Consider the following 18,806-nt stretch of genomic DNA (forward strand, 5'->3'; position numbering starts at 1 on the left):
GACTTTATTTACGCAATCGTTACCGGCATCGTTTACGGCATACGGTGTTTTCACCGTACCCGGTGGCATCGCTATAGCGGTGGCACCGGGTGCGCACGTACCCAGTCGATATCCGACCAGCCCGCATCGTTGGTCACCACATCCCTGGTGCAGAAAAATCCTACTTGCGCGCCCACCCAGCGACCCGGCACGGCCTTGAATACCGTTCCGGCGCTCGTGAAGGTCGCGCCATCGGTACTGTAGCTAAAGGAGCAAAGCGCACCTGGCTGTACCGTTACCCTGAACCAGCAATCCCCTGAAGCTATCTTCTGCAGCATTTCTTCTTTTTCGGCAGCGCCTTTTTCCGCCTTCAAACAAGTAACACGGGAAAGGTAAATACCATCTTCTTTCTTCACGAGAGACAGGTATGCATAGTCAGCACCATACACCACCAGGCCGAAACGTTCGCCTTGCAGCCTGGGTTTAAAACTGAATTTCGTGGTAAACGAAAAAGCTTCGGCAGGAAATTTCTGCGTAAGAATATTGGGCACATCCCATAAGTTCTTTGCGCTGTCGGGTATTTTATCTGTAAAAAGACGCAGTTCACCTTTTGAAGGTGAAGGAAAATACCAGCCCACCTTCGGATTGGCGTTCCACTGCCATTGTAAGCCAAGCTTCCGGCTGGAAAACTCGTCGGATTCCGGCGGTGCGGCTTTGGGCCATATTTTACCGACATTTGGCTTTTTGTGCACCATCACCGGCTGCCCCTTTCCATCTCCGTCCGGGTCCTCGCCAATCACGGGCCAGTTGTTCACCCATTTCATCGGCTGAAGGTGCACAATCCGACCGTAAGCATCTTTGTCCTGGAAATGAAGGAACCAATCCTCTCCAGTAGCCGTATTCACCCAGGCACCCTGGTGCGGGCCATTCACAGGCGATTTGCCCTGGTCCATCACCACCTTTCTTTCGTACGGACCGTATACGTTTTTGGAACGAAGCACCAGCTGCCATCCGGTGGAAACACCACCGGCAGGCGCGAATATGTAGTAGTAGTCATTTCTTTTATAGAATTTCGGCCCTTCAAGGGTGGGATCCTGGTCGTGCCCGTCGAACACCAGTACACCGTCATCGATGGTTTTTGTTCCTTCCGCATTCAGTTGTTTCACCACCACAATACTTTTGATACCCGCCCTGCTTCCCGCAAAAGCATGCGCCAGGTATACTTTCCCGTCATCATCCCATAAGGGGCAGGGATCAATCAAACCACTTCCCGCCTCCACGAGGATGGGCTCGCTCCAGGGACCGTTAATATTTTTTGCTTTGGTGAGGTAAATACCGAAGTCGGGATCGGGGTAATACACATAGAAACTACCGTTATGGTACCGGATGGAAGGCGCCCATACTCCATTTCCATGCTGTGGCTTTGAAAAATGCGCAAAGGGCGGTTGTTTGGGCAGAATATGACCGATCAGTTTCCAGTTTACCAGGTCTTTTGAATGAAGAATGGGTAATCCCGGGGCCTGGTTAAAGCTGGAAGAGATCATATAGAAATCCTCACCCACACGCACCGCATCCGGATCAGAATAATCGGCATGGAGGATGGGATTCTTATAAGTACCGTTGCCGTTATCGGCTACCCAGGTTTTTGATAACATCTCCTGCTGCGCCTTAACTGCCGTGGAAAACAGCAGTATAGCCGCCACATATCGTAAGTTTCTTTTCATATTTTACAAAAGAGCCCACAAAAAATAAATTCAATTCCAGTAATACTTCTGGTGTATGATTATTAATCACAAACAACTATTACAGCATTAAATCCTATCCACCAGTATTCTAACATGCCGCACCTATTCAATTGCGCTTACAATAGGCGCCCTGTTGTGTTTAAGAACCTTTGACATTATAAGCCCGCAAGCGGGTCCCAATCGCCCATTACTGACTGCAACGCATATTCGCCGGCTTCCTGGTCGGTTAACTGACGCGACCATTGTACGCGTTTTAACGGCTGCGCGCCGGGGCCTGAACTCTTGTATTCGGCGTAAAAAACGGTGCTTTCATTTTCAACTTTCCCCCAGTTGTGCCAACCCTCCGGCCTGATGTGCGCCGCCATTTCAGTATGAAGGAATACTGTTCTGGCATACGGTCTCCAGGGGCGACCGAGGTAAAAACTATGCTGAGCGGCGTCGGAGGTTATCCTGCAATGCGAGAACACGTAGCCAAACCGCCTATGTTGTGGCGTGGACGCCGCAGTTACATACCCGTTCTTTTTGCAAAATATCGTACAGTTTTCGAACCAGGCTGTAGACGAACCGAAGATAAAATCAACCGTCCCTTCGATGTAACAATCCTTATAAAACTGGCGGCTCTCGTGACCATATGTGTACAATGTATCCTGGAAACCCAGGAACCTGCACCCGATGAATCTTGCCCTGTCTCCTGCTACTAAAATCGCCACCGCCTGGCCTACGGGGCCGGAACTGTTCTCGAACGTAATGTTCTCTGCTGTAAAATCTTTGCCATACACATAAAAGGAAGCGGAACCGGAAGTACCTTTCTCTTCCCCGAAGGTGTTCAACTTCTGCGCATAGTCATCGTAGGTGAGGATAGTACTGTCTTTATCCTCCCCGATAATCGTGACAAAGTTCTTCGATTCAGGCAACACCAGTTTTTCTTTATACCGTCCTTTTTTCACGAATATCACCGTGGTCTTTTTACGGTAATCAGGCACCGCGTTTAAAGCGGCTTGTAGGGTGGTAAAATCACCCGAGCCATCCTGGGCCACTACCATATCGTACCTGGGTAAACCTGCAACGCCAGCCTGTATTTTTTTTGAACAGGGCAGCAGCATCAGCCATCCTGCGAGGAACAAAAACCTTGTGAAATACAACGTACGCATCGGGTCAGTTCTTTTGGATTTTTAATTCAGCGGCGGGTGTGCCTTTCAACTCAAAAAGCGAATCTGTAGCCGGATGTTCCAAGGATTTCACCCATACTTCATGGCTGTTCTCCACCAATACAACCGGTGTTTTCACGGTACTGTTAAGTGTAATATTTTTCATATAAATGCCCGTCCCTTCAATAATTTCGGCCCCGATCTTAGAAGTGAGGGTCATCTTCTTCATGTGGATATCCTGTACATTCATTTCGGGTAATCCCCGGATGAAGATGCCTTTGTTGGCCCCTTCGCAAACAATATTTTCCATAAACACCTTCCGGAAAACCGGTGTTCCTTCATTCACTTCCGGCGTAACCTTTCTTTCCCCGTCGGTTGGTGATTTCACGAAATAGTACATATCGAAGAATATCGCTTCCTGAACGATATCCTTCATAAAAATGTTCCTCGCATAAATGTGTTCCACCACACCACCGCGTCCGCGGGTGGTTTTGAAGCGAAGGCCTTTATCGGTGCCCATGAATAGGCAATTCTCCACGAAAATATTTCTTGCCCCGCCACTCATTTCGCTGCCTACCACGAAACCGCCGTGACCTTTGTACACAATGCAGTTCCTCACCACACCGTTCTCTGTGGGCATACCGCGCTTTCTGCCTTCCTCATCTTTTCCTGATTTGATGCAGATGGCATCATCACCAACATCAAAGGTGCAATCTTCCAAAAGGAAGTTCTTACAGGATTCAAGGTCTATCCCGTCCCCGTTCTGCGCGTATTCCGGGTTTTTAACGGTCACGTTTTTCAGTGTAATGTTACTGCACATGATGGGGTGAAGGTTCCAGGCGGGGGAGTTCTGAAACGTTACGCCTTCCAGTAAAACACGGTTGCAGTTGATGAATACTATCAGGTTGGGCCGGAGATAATCTTTAATGTCCTCGAAATCCGTCAGGGATTTTCCCGGTTCCAATAGCATACTGCGCTTTTCTTCATGGGCTTTTTTTGTTTTGGCGGAAGGATACCAGAGCTTTTCATCCGCGCTCACCATTCCTCCGGAGGCAACTTTCTTTTTCCATTCAGATGCCGTGAGCCTGTCGCGGCCGACCATGCGCCATACATCGCCGTTGCCATCCACCACACCTTTCCCGGTAATGGCAATGTTGGTAAGATTGGTGCCATACACAGGCGACTGGTTCCTGGCAGCCCTTCTTCCCTCATAAAATCCCTCCACTAAGGGGTATTGATCGAAGTCCTTCGTAAAAAGCAACATGGATCCTGCCTTCAGGTGAAGGTTCACATTGCTTTGCATTTCAACCGGCCCGGTGAGCCAGATGCCCTCGGGCACCACCACTACGCCACCACCTTTTTTTGATATGGCTGCGATTGCGCTATTGATGCTTTTGGTATTGAGTGTAACTCCATCGTTCTTTGCACCGAAGGTTTTTATATTGATAGTATCCTTTTTAAAAGAGGGCAGTTGCGCAACGGGAAGTTTTTCCCAGGAATAAGCCTGTGCGAAAATACCGGAGAACATACCGTTAAAAAACAAGCCTACGGCGAGGATTTTCTTTATCATTTTTTGATCTTTTCTGGAATGAAATTCATTTTTATTAGCCAGCGCGCTCATATTTCAGTCTATTGTGACGTGCTGCCAGGGTTATTCCGTAATGCAATCACAGGGCTTCTTTCAGGGAAAACATGAAGACTACCCGGGCGCTTATATTTCAGCATTGCGCTGGCATACATCAGACTATTTACAGCCGCAACCGAATTGCCCTTGGCCGCAGGCACCTGGAATGCCGGATTGATAGCAGCCGAAACATGCCTCTCTGCTGAATAAGCAATTATCTCCTGCTCCGGTGCCTGTTCTCCCAGGAGTGTTTTCCGGTCATAAGCTGTTCTCAGGCGTCCACCCATCGTTCTGACTAAATATTTTCTTCAAGGTATATTGTTTCAGTTCCTTCGAAGAAAGTTGTCTCGCCCATTTCACCCTTTGGGTGGATGCGCCCGCGCCTTTACTTTCATACTCCGCATATCCTACCGTTTTTTCATTGTCCGGATTGCGCCAGTTGTCCCAGCCTGCGGGCAGAATATGCCCGTCCATCTCCGTGCGGATAAATACGGTTTTTGCGTGTGGCCGCCACGGTCTTCCCAGGTAAACCTTCCTCGCGGAAGTATCGGCCTTCAGCCTGCAATCAAAGAATACATATCCGAACGGCTGCGCCGGAGACGTAGACGCGGCGGTTATGAAAGAATTTTTCTTACTGAAGATAGTGCAGCGTTGAAAAACGGCTGTTGCTTCGCCGAAAATAAAATCCGTTGTGCCTTCTATATAGCAGTCTTCGTAATACTGCCGGCTGGTATTCGTAGCGGTGTACAAAGTATCCTGGTTGCCCAGCAGCCGGCATTTGCGCACAATACACCTGTCGCCCTCCACATGGAGCGCAACGGCCTGCCCTACGGGACCGGAAGTATTTTCTATGGTCAGGTTCTCCGCGATGAAATCATTTCCCTGTACGAGCACCGTATAAGAAGTATACGTGCTGAACTTATCCTTCCCCGTAAAATCTTTACCGGGATAGGGTTTACCGGAATAATCGTTCCAGGAGATGATCGTGCTGTCCGCGTTTTCACCGATGATCGATACCCTTGTTTTCCAGGAAGGGATCACGAGTTTTTCACGGTAGATCCCATTCTTAACGTGTATGGTCACCCGCACCTGCGAAAGATCACGCACGGCATTTACGGCCTCCTGGATCGTGGTGTAATCACCGGTACCGTCTTTGGCTACCGTCAGCTTTACCGGATCGGCGTGCCAGGAAAGCAACAGTAAAGAAAGAAAAAGAAAACATATGGAGGTTAATCGGTGCATAATATGCGGGGTATTCCTTCGGTAATTATTTTTTGCCATTGTTCACTACATGATCTGTAACGGGTATTTTCAGCGATCGAAGTTCTTTCAGCACCAGTTGCGCCATCAGTCTTGCGCCAAGTTCATTAAAATGAGTATCGTCGGTTTTCCCGTCAGGATAATTAGGATGCTCGCCGGGTTTCAGGTGCAGGTAGAGCAGCTTTGAGGATTCCGGCCCCATCTGTTGCAACAAAGCGCGACTTTTTTCATCAAGGTCCACCAATGGCACATTCAGCTGTTTCGCTACGCTGCGGGTGATGTCGGAATATTCCCTGTGTGTATCCGTCAGCTTTCCTTCAGGGGAAAAACTTCTGCGCGCCACGGCGGTAATCAACACCGGGAACGCGTTTTTTTCGCGGGTATCGTTCACGTATTTTTCCAGGTTCTTCCGGAATTCATCCGGCGTAGTAGCTGATTTTTTGGTGGGTATTTCATCGTTGTGCCCGAACTGGATCAATACAAAATCACCTTTCTTGAGTTTGTTTACGATAGGCTCCCAGCGTTTTTCCTGCATAAAGCTGCGGGTACTTCTCCCATTCTGCGCATGGTTCTCCACTACCGCCGTACTGTCAAAAAAAGTAGCGAAGGGTACGCCCCAACCCATTTCAGGAACAGCTTTCGTGCTTTTGATGGACATCGTGGAATCGCCGACAAGGTAGATATGGATCTTTTCTTGCGGGCCAAACAAAAACGGGAGCAAACAGTAAAGCAGGTATTTCATGGTGATGGTTTTGAGCTTTGAATCTTATTTCCGTAGATGCGTTTCGGAGCCTCACCCCAACCCCTCTCCCGGGGGAGAGGGGTTGGAACCTCATTATTAATTATGGATAGACGAGGGGTTGCAGATTTCAAATCAGGCTTTTCCTGCGGACAGTTGCAGGAGACCGTTCAAATAGATTTCAAGGTTCGTATAATCTTTGTGTAATGTTTTCAGTTGGGCATCGTTTTTTAACGGATTCAGCTTGTGTTCCTGTTCCCATACATCGGGTATGCCATCGCCATCCGTATCTTTTGGCGCGGTAGCCGATTTCAATGCCGGTAATCCGCCAGATTCTTCAACGGAATCAATGATACCATTCTTTTCTTTGCCCCTGGAAGCCGTTCCTGAACGCACTTCATGCACAATCCGCTCATCCAAGACGTCTCTTTTATAACTTGCTCCGGCAAATTTCAACACCAGATCGTATGCTTTCACCGCATCCACCCCGTTAATTTCCGGCGTGGGAAAGGGATTTTCCGCACGGGCGGAATCCGGGTTTTCACAATGCACGCCTTTCCAGTTGTCGGCGGTCACTTTGGGTGAATTTTCCAGCACGTTTCCTTTCACATAAAACAACCCATAAGGTGAAGATGGGTTCAATATTCTTTCCGCCACAGTCTTCTTGGTGGCGGGTCCTGCTTTGTAGTAATTGTTCACGATGTTGTATTTCCCTTTCTCCCCACCGTAGGAATTATTGCTGCCCCAGTTGTAGACAACGTTATACCTGTAATCCACCAGTTCATCCTCCGGATTCTGTGTGGTGGAAGAACCGCTGAACCTGGGCATCCTGCTTTTGTGGTGCGCCAGCAGGTTGTGGTGGAAACTTGCGCCTTCCCCACCCCATATTCCGCCGTAACCATGTTCTCCTTTCACGTGGGCGGACGCGTTCAGGCTTTCGGAGATAAGGCACCATTGAAGCGTGAAATTTTTGTTGTGGTAGAAAGAGGCGCATTCGTCCGTGGACCAACTGATGGAGCAATGGTCGATGATGATATTATTGTGCCCCGTTCCACCGATCGCGTCGGCCTCCACTTTATTGGCATCACCAAGGCGGATACGCAGGTAGCGGATGATCACGTTGTCCGCACTTATCCCTACCGGGTAGCCCGTGATACAGATGCCATCGCCTGGCGCTGATTGTCCGGCTATGGTTACATCCCCATTGTTGATGGGCAACCTGGATTGAAGTTCGATATTTCCTGATACGGAGAACAGGATTGTTCGCGCGCCTTTTTCTTTCAGGGCGGCGCGCAAACTACCGGGACCATCATCATTCAGGTTGGTCACATATAATACACGTCCGCCTCTTCCGCCTGTAGTAAAGCGGCCAAAGCCCTCGGCCCCGGGGAAAGCCAGTGGCTGGGCTTGTGTGCCCGCAACAACAAACAGGAAGATCAATAGGCTTACAGTACTCAGTCGGTTGATCATAGTAGTATTTTATTGCCCTTTTTGTTTCGTGGTAATTTCTTCCACCAGGCTGTTGATATACACTTCAAGATTGTCGTAAGCAGTGCTGAGGTTGCGTCCGTTGGCGACATTCTTCGACACATCAAGTTTCTTTTCGGTTTTCCAGGCATCGGCTATTCCATCGCCAGCGGTATTGACCGGAGCAGGCTTGCTGTTGAGAACCGGCCATCCTCCGGCATCGGTTTGAGAATCCAGCATGCCTTTTTTACCCGTTTTAGAACCATTGAAGGTCACTGTTCCATTCTTCACTTCGTTTACTATGCGGGTATCCACCACGTCTCTTACTAAGCTGCAACCACCGTAGGCAAGTACCAAATCGTATGCTTTTTCCGCCGTGTGCTGCGTGATGGTATCGTAAGGGAAGGGGGTGGTAGCTTTCGCCACGGATAGGATCACGCCGGGGCGCAGGTCAACACCACCGGCCCAGTTATCGGAAGTAATAGCTGTATTGCCATGCAGGTAATTACCGGAAATATAAAATTTACCGAATCCAGGCGGATGAAGCGTAGGGTTTGCATCCATGGATATTTCGAGGATACGTTTGTTTTTTGAGGAAGGTGTTCCCGGCCCCGGTTTGTAATAATTAGCCGCCATATTGTGGTTGCCATTCTCCCCGCCATAAGCGCTGTTATCGCCCCAGTTGTACAAGATATTGTTGCGGTAATCTACGTTTTCCTGCCAGTTAGAGAACGGGTTGCTTATCCCGGAACGAGCACCGCCATTGAACCGCGGATTGCGGCTGTTGTGGTGCGCCAGTAGGTTGTGGTGGAAACTCACATTGCTTCCGCCCCAGATGCCGCCATAGCCATGATCGTCTTTTTCATGAAACGACTTGTTCAGGCTTTCCGTGATGAAGCACCATTGCATGGTGAAATTCTTGTTGAAGTAGAAAGAACTTGCCTCATCTATAGACCAGCTGATAGAGCAATGGTCGATGATGATGTTCTGGTGGTACCTTCCCCACAATGCATCGGATTCGCGCTGCGCGAGATCGCCCATACGGAAACGCATATAACGGATGATCACATTATCGGCATCCACCACCACATCGTAATCCTGCACGCAGATGCCGTCTCCGGGCGCTGTTTGTCCGGCGATGGTCACATCATTGTTGCGAATGCTCAGTGTACTTTTCAACTTAATATTACCTGACACTTCAAAGACGATGATGCGCGGACCGGTCTGGTTGATGGCATCCCGCAGAGAACCTGTACCTGCATCCGCAAGTGTGGTTACTTTAATCACCTTTCCACCGCGGCCACCGGTGGCACTCTTTCCGAAACCTTCAGCACCGGGGAAAGCGAGGGCTCTTTCCTGGACAGGCGCCTCCGGCGTTCCCGGCATACCAATGTCTACCGGCGACATGGTTGTTTTACCACAAGCTACCACCAGTATTCCCAGGGCCAACAATAACTTCAGTTGTGTGCTTGGTCTTAACATAATCTGGTTTTAAAAAGCGATACCGGCATAGTACTCCGAAAAAGCTATGCCGGTATTCAAAATTTCATCGCTTTAGAGCGCCCAACGGGGATCGCCTACCGGGCCACCTCCTGAACCGGCGGTTCTCAGGGGAGAACCAACAGGCAAGGTAAAATTGGTGGTGGTTGCGTTCCAATCGAGGACCACATTCGTATTGTTCAGCACAGAAACATAAGCGGGAATATTCAACGGGGCGCTTTCTCCATTCTGCAGGTTGAACAGATTGGTATGCTGAATGGTAACGGTCGCGCCTACCCCGGTGGCTCTCACCAGATCGGGAGAAAGCGTGGCCGCACCGGCTTTGGGCGTATTGCCCACAATCGAATTGCTAAGTGTGAATTTAACAGGATTCGCATTCGCGTCAAACAACACCCTTCTGGAACCGGCACCAAAATAATTCAGGGTAACACCGCTCACATTCACTTCGGGAATGGGTCCTGAAACGGTAGTGGAAGCGGAGATAAAGGCACGGCCAAAATCGGTAAAGGTGGAATTGGTAATATCTACTTTAGTGAACTTTAGCCGATCCAGCAGCACACAATCGAAGCCGGAATTGCTGGCATTCAGGTTATAAACCATGCAGCCGCTCACTTTGATTTCGTTAATCGTGTGCACGCCCGCTGAACTTCCCCTGTTCGCGCGGATGAAAGAAGTGGTAACATTTCTTACGATACAATTTTCCACACTCACATTCGCAAAATCAGCGGCATTCCCATCGCCACCCGCACCACCGAAATTGAGGAAATAATCCGCGGCGTTCGCGGTGCCGTTAAAATCAATTCCCCGTAAGGTAACGCCAGCTCCGGTTCCTACCAGTTTCACCTGTTTGAAATTGACCACTGTTGTTGCAGGATCACCTGTTACGGAAACGATGGAAATATTTTTCCCGACAATTTCCAGAGCGGCGGGCAGGCTGTATGCACCGGCTTTAAGGCCGATCACATCTCCGGAAGCGGCAGCGGCTACTGCGGCGGCGATATCGGCTCCGGCTTCAAGTTCCACCGTATACAAACTAGGTTCTTTGGTGGTGAAACTCAGCACACCTTTTACAAGATTGCCCTGGTAAATCTCCGCGCTGTAAGTGGTATTGGGACTGAGTCCAGTAATTTCCAGCGCCGCATTTGTACGGTCGGCATCGCCGATCGGATAATCGACAGCGGTACCACCGGTTGGGGTAAGCCTGATTTTAGTAGGCATGGAAGTACTACGCCAGCGAAGTATAACGGACTTATCCTTTAGTTCCGTATCCAAAATCGCGGAGAAAATCTGTTCTCCCGTGATCATAAAAGAAGGGCTGTAGGTCCAGTTGGAAGCTTTCGTTTCCCCCAGTTCATTGGCTTTGATCCGTGCGAAATATTTCACCTTTATATCCAGTTCACTATCGGAAAAGATCACCCGGGTGGAATCGGATACTACTTTGGACAATTCGGCGCCATTCGCGAATAGCGTGTCTTTGGCCACTTCCACCGTATATTCTACACGAATACCTTCCGTGAGCAGCGAGGGCCGCCATTGAAGGGAAACACTGGTTTCACCGGCCGTGGGCGTAATAACGCCGGGAGAGAAGAACCTGGAGAGTTGGAAAGACTTATCATCGTCTTTTTTACAGGACGTAATGCCCAGCGCCGATAAGAAAAGCGCCGCCATCAATCCCGTTTTATACCTGGCAAGAAATCTGTTCATAAAAAGGTTTTTAATGATGCTTCAAATCAGAAGGGTTAATAACCGAAATCCTGTGTAAGGAATGGATTCGCCTCCCTCGCGGAGATGGGAATCGGTAACAGTTCACTTTTCCCCGCCGTGAATCCGATGGCGTAATAGGTGAGTATCGTAGAGCGGATACCTGTTCCCACCCATGCCACCGAAGTGGAGCCGGCTGGCGCCGGAGAAGGCGAGGGTTTATAGAACGAGTTCGCCCAGTTCATATACGGCGTTCCTTTTATGTAGTACATGGTGGCGGGGTACTGGTCGTATGGCGCCTGACGGCTGGCCATAGCCTCCAGTTGCGCTTTCGTGGCATCGATCCGCTCCTTGAGCTTGTTCCAGCGCAGCAGGTCGTATTTACGGATACCTTCTCCGCCAAGTTCCAGCATCCTTTCTTTCATCACCGCGTTAAAGAAGCCTGTGTAATCAGATGGGGTAACCCCGATTTTGGAAGCGTCGCCTCCATAGGCTCGGAGACGCACTTTTTCAAAGGCGGCTTTCGCGGCGGCGGAAGGGCCGTTGTTCAGTTCATTATCTGCTTCGGCATACATCAGCAATACATCCGAAAAGCGGATCATGGGCCAGTTGGTGCCGAAGTACTGCGCGGCGGAGGTAAGCTGGTTCGTCCAGTCGCGGCGGAATTTTCCATCCACCATCGTTTGCAGGGTCCTGGCCTCCAGGTTCCTGTCTGCGGCGATATTATAAGGCGCGCAGGTCACATCTCTCCTGGTATCGGCAGAATCGAACGCATAGAAATAAGAGGGAAGAATGGTGAGCGCCGAGTTGCCCTGGTTGTTGTAACGGGGGCCGTTGTAATAACCCAGCTTGCTGTCTCCGAAACCGCTGCCTCCACCCGACATGCCCACTTCCCAGATGATTTCACCGTTAGGCTCTTGTCTTTTAGCGCCCAGCGCATCTTTGAAAACCGCTTGAAAGCTGCTGTTCAGGTTGTGTTCTGAAGATTTATCCATGATGGCCTTACATTCGTCCAAAGCGATCTGGTAGAAATCTTTATAATTGGCCGGCCTTTCCATCTGCCTGTTCAGGCGGAGTGAATATCCACCTCTGAACAGGGCGATCCTGGCGCGAAGAGCACGCACGGCGCCCTGGGTAATGCGTTCATTCGTAACCGTAGTAGCCGATCGCCAGGGCACGAGTGTGGCCGCTTCCTGGAGGTCGCTCAGCAATACATCATAAATAGAGTCCCGGTCCGTTTTGGCTTTAAACAAATCCGTTTCCAGGCTCGATGGCAGAAAGTGCGCGGGCACATCTCCCCAGTTGCGGATCAGCTCGAAATAGAACTGCGCGCGCAGGGTAAGCGCCTCGCCCAGCATGTGTTTCAACTGGCTTTGTTCAAATGCGCTGCCACTGGTGTACATGGCCATGCGGGGTATATTGTAGATGCAGATATTGGCGCGTTCCACCCCCGAATACAATTGATTGAAAGGGCCGGCAAGCTGTGTGTTGCTCGGCTGCACGTTAAAGTGGGCGATATCCCTTCTTTCATTGTCCGGATACGGGGTTCCGCCCTGGCCCATCATTTCATCGTTATCATAAGGATAGTACATACTGATGCGGATACCGTAGCCCTGGTCTCCACCTAGCGCGGAATAAATACCCAGTACGGCCTTTTCAGCATTTGGGACGTTGCTGAAAACATAGTCCGTTCCAAAGGAGGACACCGGCTCTACTTCAAGGTATCTTTTGCAGGAGGCGGCACTTAACACCAATACACCAGACAAGCAACCCAACATCAGTTTATTATAAAGATTTCTTTTCATGACATCAATCATTTAAACATTACAAGGAAAGGTTTAACCCGAAGATAAAGGCCCTGCTGCGGGGGTATGCTGAATAGTCGACACCAGGCGTGAGCGGTGTGCTTCTGCGGGTGTTCACCTCTGGATCGTAGCCGCTGTAGTTGGTGAATACCGCAAGGTTATTCACGGTTCCGTATACCCGGAGCGAGCTGGCTTTCAGTTTATTCATCAGCTTTTTGGGGAAAGTGTAGCCCAGGGTAATGTTGTTCACGCGCAGGAAAGACCCGTCTTCAATGGCCCAGGAATGCACATAGAAAGAACTCGCGCTGCGCAGCGGCGACCAGATGGTGGCGTTTTCGTTCAATTTGGCCAGTTCCGCGGGATCGGTTACTACTTGGCCGGCCGCATTGATGTTGGTCCATCTGCCGTTCATGATATCCAACATATTGGAGTTGGGCGTATACCCGCTGGTGAACTCCAGTTTGTTGGCGTTGTACACGTCGTTGCCCACCTGGAAGTTCACGAATACGCTCATATCGAAATTTTTGTAGGTGAACTGTTGGTTCAGCCCGCCGAAGAACTTCGGTTGTGTGTTACCGATAATCGTTCTGTCGGAATCGTCCACATCTCCATCGCCATCCAGGTCCTTAAACTTCAGCACACCGGGCTGGGGCGCCACGGAAGTAATGCCGCTGTTGTTGGGCACCCCGGTTTTGAGGGTATATACGCCATTGGCGTAATCGAAGTCCGACAATGTATAGAAACCATCGGTCACCAGTCCGAAGATGGTTCCCACCGGTTGCCCCACCTGTACCATATAATCCGCGGGCTGGTTGGAGCCGCCCCATCCGGAGGTGAACCGGTACCTGTCCTGGAACCTGCCCAGGCTGGTGATTTCGTTTTTATTGAAAGAAATGTTGAAGCTGGCGTTCCAGCTAAAATCTTTTCCGGTTACCGGCGTACCGCTCAGTTGAACTTCCACCCCTTTGTTGGTAGTGGCGCCCACGTTCTGGAACTGGTCAACGTATCCTGATGAAGTAGGCACGGGCACTTCCACGAGCAGGTCGCGGGTAGTATTTTTATAGGCATCCAGCGACAACTGCAACCTGTTGTTGAAGAAAGACACATCCACGCCGATGTTGCGGGCGATGGTGGTTTCCCATTGCAGGTTTGCATTGGCCAGGTCGGCGCTGAAATAAGCCGGAATCAGTTGTTCACCGATGCTATAATACCTGTTGGTGAGGAACTGCTGCATGTATAGGAAGTCCGGAATCCTGTTGTTGCCCGCTTCTCCGTAACTGGCGCGCAGTTTCAGGTCGCTGATTACTGGGAAAGTGTTCTTCATAAAATCTTCTTCCGAAATTCTCCAGGCGGCGGAAGCGGAGGGGAAATACCCCCATCTTTTGCCTTCGGCGAATTTGGAAGAACCGTCGGCACGGAGTGAAGCCGTGAACAGGTATTTCTTGTCGAAAGCATAATTCACCCTGCCGAAAAAGGAGAGTAACTTATTGGTGAATTCGGTAGAAGTGGGCAAAGGCTGCACACTTCCCGCGGGCGCGCTGCCCAGTCCCATATTTCCCAAAGCCCTTTCAGCGGTAATGCCCACCGGGAAATAACGGCTTTCTGTAATTAATCTTCTTTCCACATTTTCGTATACTTCATGTCCCACCAGCACATCCAACGCGTTTCTTTCACTGAATGTGGTCCCCGACTTGTTCATGGTAAACGTGAGCACATTGGAGTTGTTCAGGGTATTCCGCTGAAAAGTAGTGATGGAAGCGGTGGGCATGTTGGAGTTCTGACGGGCGATACTGGTAATGGTATCGTTGAAAGCCAGTTGCCGGTTGTTGGTGATGTCAAAACCGAGCGTTGATTTAAAAGAAAGGTATTTGTTCAACTCGTAGTTAAAGAAGCCACTGAGGTTGGCCACGCTGTTCCTGTTCTTCCTGTATTCCGCCTCATTCAACAAAATCGGGTTTACCAGAGAGAGCCCGTTGGCGTTGGTTTGCAAGGCGTAATCAGGATCATAATCCAGCAAATCCTGGGTACCGGCCAGCAAAGGACGGTACTTCACGCTATGGCGCAAACGGTTGGTTCCGGAACTGCCTTCGCTGGCCGTTCCCGCACCGTTAATCACCGTATTGTTGTAGCGGACCGCAGCGCCTACCTTAAGTTTTTTAGATACGTTATGGTCGAATTTGAAGTTGAGTATCTTCCGATCGAAGTCAGATAACAGCATTACGCCCTCTTCTTTATTCGACGACAGGCTCAGGTTGAATTTGGTATCCGCGTTTCCGCCCACCATACTCACGTTGTGGGTTTGCATCATGGCGTCACGTCCAAACATTTCATCCTGCCAATCCACAAAAGGCACTTCCTTGTATAATTCAAGGTCGGCGTAGGTTCCATAGGAATTGAGGAAACCCAGTTCATCGGCGGAGCTGCCTCTGCTTCTTTCATATTGGTAGCGTACGAAATCGTAAGGCTTCATCACGGAGAGCTTATTGGCGAGTTGCCGCACGCCCACCAGCCCGTTGTAGTTGATGCGTGTTTTCATCGCCTTTCCTCCTTTGGTGGTAATAATTACTACGCCGTTCGCGCCACGCGCGCCATAAATCGCGGTGGCCGCCGCATCTTTCAAAACATCAATGGTTTCGATGTCTTGCGGAGCCAATACATCCAGCGCGTTCTCCACCTGAATACCGTCCACCACATACAACGGCGCGTTGTCCTGGGTAATAGAACCTCCGCCCCTCAGTTTCACTACGGCGCTGGCCCCGGGCGTACCTTCCGACTGAATAATCTGTACACCGGCCAATCGTCCTGCCAATGCTTCCGCGGTGGAGTTGATCGGAATATCTTTCAGGTCCTTCGCGCTCACGGAAGAAACGGAACTGGTCAGGTCCTTTCTTTTTACCTGCTGGTACCCAATCACCACATACTCGTCAAGGTTAGAAACCTCTCGTTGAAGGGTAATATTCAGTTCCTTCCCGGGTTCAGCCGGAACGTTCATGGTTTTAAAACCCACGCCGGTAATTACCAGTGTTACGGGCTTGGACACACGAAGGGAAAAGCGCCCGTCGGAACCACTTTTAACCCCATTTTTTTCTCCGCTCACCACTACCGAAATATCGGGCAATGGCGCACCGGTACCTTCTTCAGTAATTTTCCCCTGAATGGTTCCCGATTGGGCGAAGACCTGGTAAAATGACGTAATGAGGAATAACAGCGTGAAGCATAACTTTCTCATACAGCAAACATGTTTATTAAATAAAGCGAAGAAATTGCAGGATTACGCACGGCACCCAAAGACGCGGAGTTATAAAATGGAAGGTTTCCATGTGCAATATGACAAGCAATTTCAATCGTTAAAGCAATGCTATCACTATTTTCCTTGCCGGGAAAACGTTTGAAAACCTTTTTTTACGCAATCGTTCCCGGCATCGTTGGCGTAATGGTTTGCATAAAATCACCACTTAGTTTCTTCTTCCCGCAGCGTTCCGGCATAATAAAGTATCTTTAGAATCATTCAATCAGATCAAGGATGAAATTCGAAGCGGTTACCATTAAAGACATTGCCAAAGCCTTAGGACTCTCCACTTCAACGGTTTCCCGCGCCCTGCGCGACAGCCACGAGATCAGTGCGGAAACCAAACAACTGGTACTGGATTGCGCCGAAAAACTCAACTACCGCCCCAATCCCATCGCGCTGAGCCTGAAGGAAAAAAGGAGCCGCTCCATTGGTGTGGTGGTATGCGAGATTGCCAACAACTTCTTTTCACAAATCATCAACGGAATCGAATCCATCGCTTACGACCGCGGGTACAACGTAATCATCTCGCAAAGTCATGAATCCTATGAACGCGAAGTGATGGACCTCCATTACCTGTCTTCCCGCTCCGTAGATGGATTGCTGATTTCCGTTTCCACTGAAACCAACGATACCAGTCATATCCGCGCATTACACGAAAAAGGATTACCCATCGTGTTGTTCGACCGCATCGCCGATGAAATAAAAACACATACGGTGGTATCCGATAATTTCCAGGGCGCTTATGATGCCACGGAACATCTTATTAAGAATGGTTATAAAAAAATCGCGGCCCTTACCAATTCCGAATTCCTTTCCATTACTTCGGAACGACTGGCGGGCTACCGCGAAGCCTTGCTTGCACACGATATTAAACCCATCAACTCATGGGTAAAACACTGTTTTTACGGCGGTATGATCTTTTCTGAAATTGAAGAAGCCGTGAACAACCTGCTCACACAAAAGAACAAACCCGACGCCATTTTCACCACCAGCGACAAGCTCACTACCGGATGCCTGAAAACGCTGATCAGAAGAGGCATTCGCGTACCCGATGAAATAGCGGTGATCGGATTTTCAAACACAGATATCCCGGAACTGCTGAACCCATCGCTCTCCGTAATAAGGCAACCCGCCTACGAAATGGGCAAAGCCGCCACCGAACTGCTGCTGCAATTGATCGAAAGCAAACGCCCAGTAAAGGAGTTCGAGAAAAGAGTACTTACACCTGAAATACAGATCAGGGATTCTTCCGGAGGGAGGAAAATATAATTTTGAATGTTGTATTATTTGTTTTTTCAGGTAACCCAACATTAATCATACTTCCTTCCCCCTTTCTGCAACACGCCGCCCAGTCCGAAGATGAACCCGAATTCGGTAAAGTTCTCCTTCACCAGGGGATAGGTGGCCACTCCCCTTGAACCTACTTTAATGTAGGCCGAATAATTGTGCAGCATATTAAAACTTGGCGCGGAAACGCCCAGGGTAAACGCATTACTCTTCAGGTTGTAATTGTTGATGACGAGGTAAGATTTTTCAGAAGAGAAACCCGTAAACAACGATACGCCTTCCCGGTTGCCCCAGATGGATTTACGGATAAACGAATACTTCGCGCCTATCGAATAGCCATCCGCGTCGCGGGAAGTAAAATGCGTTCCTTTGTAATTGGTAGCGCTCCATTTGTGTTGAATATAATCGGCAGAGAGTTGAAGCTGATTTTGTTTCCAGGCAAGGCCGGCGCCCCATTTGTGCGGGTATTTAAAATTGCCGTAGATGGACTTCTCTTCCACCAGCACGTTCCCTGACGCGTCGGAAATAGTATTGTCCTCTACCGTTTTCAGATTAACGGATGGTTCGAAGAAGGCGCCCAGAGTCCAGTCCGATTTTCCTGTTTTGAACTGGTACTGCATACCGCCGGAGAAATAGAAATTATTGTAGTACTTATTATTTTCGATGTTCACCTGCTCAGATTCAGAAACATACATCGTCTCCATCCTGTTGATGGGACCGAACAGGTAGCCAGCCGTTGCCCCGATGGAAAGATGTTTCCCGATTTTCATGCCATGGCTCACCCCGAATTCGTACAAACCACCGGAGCCTTCAATCTCATCCAGCACGGCACTTTCGGTACCGTCAATGTTTTTGGTGCTGAGGGTAAGGTAATCCACCACCGTTCTTCTTTTTAGGGAAAAGGCCGTGGCGCTGTTCTTAAAAAGATTCACCGCGAAAGCGGCGCCGCGCACGCCAAAGTCTGCAGCATTGGGTCTAGCCTCCGAAGCCACGTACTGCACGCTGGCCCCGGAAGTGATGAATTCGAAGATGAACTTATCGTTTTTGATACCAGTTAACCCTGCCGGATTCAACAGATTGATGGTACTGCCCGAATTCAGGGCTACGCCCGCACCGCCCATGCCTGAAAAATACCCTGGCGACCTCAGGGAATAATCACCTACACCATAGGCGGAATACACCGAATTCACGCCGTTCTGTGCCCACAATACCACTGGTGAAAAAACAATACATATAACCGCTGAAAAAACGTTCCGCAT

Annotated in this window: 12 protein-coding genes; 1 reads left to right on the forward strand and 11 read right to left on the reverse strand. The window is 49.6% G+C overall.

The window, feature by feature from the left end; all coding sequences use genetic code 11:
- Positions 1-71 precede the first annotated feature (71 nt).
- From M4J38_RS02435 to M4J38_RS02480, 10 genes are all read right to left on the reverse strand, one after another.
- The gene (locus M4J38_RS02435; protein WP_251757933.1) at positions 72-1,703 is read right to left on the reverse strand and encodes a glycoside hydrolase 43 family protein; all 1,632 of its coding nucleotides are present in this window, start codon (positions 1,701-1,703) and stop codon (positions 72-74) included.
- A gap of 176 nt (positions 1,704-1,879) precedes the next feature.
- The gene (locus tag M4J38_RS02440) at positions 1,880-2,875 is read right to left on the reverse strand and encodes a pectinesterase family protein (protein ID WP_251757934.1); all 996 of its coding nucleotides are present in this window, start codon (positions 2,873-2,875) and stop codon (positions 1,880-1,882) included.
- A 4-nt stretch (positions 2,876-2,879) separates the two neighbouring features.
- Positions 2,880-4,442, reverse strand: coding sequence for a glycoside hydrolase family 28 protein (locus M4J38_RS02445; RefSeq protein WP_251757935.1), 1,563 nt, complete (start codon positions 4,440-4,442; stop codon positions 2,880-2,882).
- Positions 4,443-4,754: 312 nt separating this feature from the next.
- On the reverse strand, positions 4,755-5,738 hold the full coding sequence (locus M4J38_RS02450) for a pectinesterase family protein (RefSeq protein ID WP_251757936.1): 984 nt from the start codon (positions 5,736-5,738) through the stop codon (positions 4,755-4,757).
- A gap of 25 nt (positions 5,739-5,763) precedes the next feature.
- A complete protein-coding gene (locus M4J38_RS02455) occupies positions 5,764-6,498 on the reverse strand; it encodes a rhamnogalacturonan acetylesterase (RefSeq protein ID WP_251757937.1) in 735 nt (244 codons plus the stop codon).
- 132 nt (positions 6,499-6,630) lie between these two features.
- Positions 6,631-7,965 (reverse strand): polysaccharide lyase family 1 protein, encoded by a 1,335-nt coding sequence (locus M4J38_RS02460; RefSeq protein WP_251757938.1) that lies wholly within the window; start codon positions 7,963-7,965, stop codon positions 6,631-6,633.
- Positions 7,966-7,974: 9 nt separating this feature from the next.
- Positions 7,975-9,444, reverse strand: coding sequence for a polysaccharide lyase family 1 protein (locus M4J38_RS02465; RefSeq protein ID WP_251757939.1), 1,470 nt, complete (start codon positions 9,442-9,444; stop codon positions 7,975-7,977).
- A gap of 72 nt (positions 9,445-9,516) precedes the next feature.
- Positions 9,517-11,166 carry a DUF4957 domain-containing protein gene (locus M4J38_RS02470; protein WP_251757940.1) on the reverse strand — a complete coding sequence of 550 codons (1,650 nt, stop codon included), beginning with the start codon at positions 11,164-11,166 and terminating at the stop codon, positions 9,517-9,519.
- 35 nt (positions 11,167-11,201) lie between these two features.
- The gene (locus M4J38_RS02475) at positions 11,202-12,968 is read right to left on the reverse strand and encodes a RagB/SusD family nutrient uptake outer membrane protein (protein WP_251757941.1); all 1,767 of its coding nucleotides are present in this window, start codon (positions 12,966-12,968) and stop codon (positions 11,202-11,204) included.
- A gap of 19 nt (positions 12,969-12,987) precedes the next feature.
- The gene (locus M4J38_RS02480; RefSeq protein ID WP_251757942.1) at positions 12,988-16,197 is read right to left on the reverse strand and encodes a TonB-dependent receptor; all 3,210 of its coding nucleotides are present in this window, start codon (positions 16,195-16,197) and stop codon (positions 12,988-12,990) included.
- A gap of 294 nt (positions 16,198-16,491) precedes the next feature.
- Here M4J38_RS02480 and M4J38_RS02485 point away from each other — a divergent pair, with 294 nt between their 5' ends.
- Positions 16,492-17,529 carry a LacI family DNA-binding transcriptional regulator gene (locus M4J38_RS02485; RefSeq protein WP_251757943.1) on the forward strand — a complete coding sequence of 346 codons (1,038 nt, stop codon included), beginning with the start codon at positions 16,492-16,494 and terminating at the stop codon, positions 17,527-17,529.
- Between the two features lie 41 nt (positions 17,530-17,570).
- On the opposite strand, the gene M4J38_RS02490 is transcribed toward M4J38_RS02485, so the two are convergent.
- Entirely contained in the window at positions 17,571-18,806 is a 1,236-nt protein-coding gene (locus M4J38_RS02490; RefSeq protein WP_251757944.1) for a hypothetical protein, read from the reverse strand.

Origin of the sequence: Parasegetibacter sp. NRK P23 (assembly GCF_023721715.1) — a bacterium.
Classification (GTDB): domain Bacteria; phylum Bacteroidota; class Bacteroidia; order Chitinophagales; family Chitinophagaceae; genus Parasegetibacter.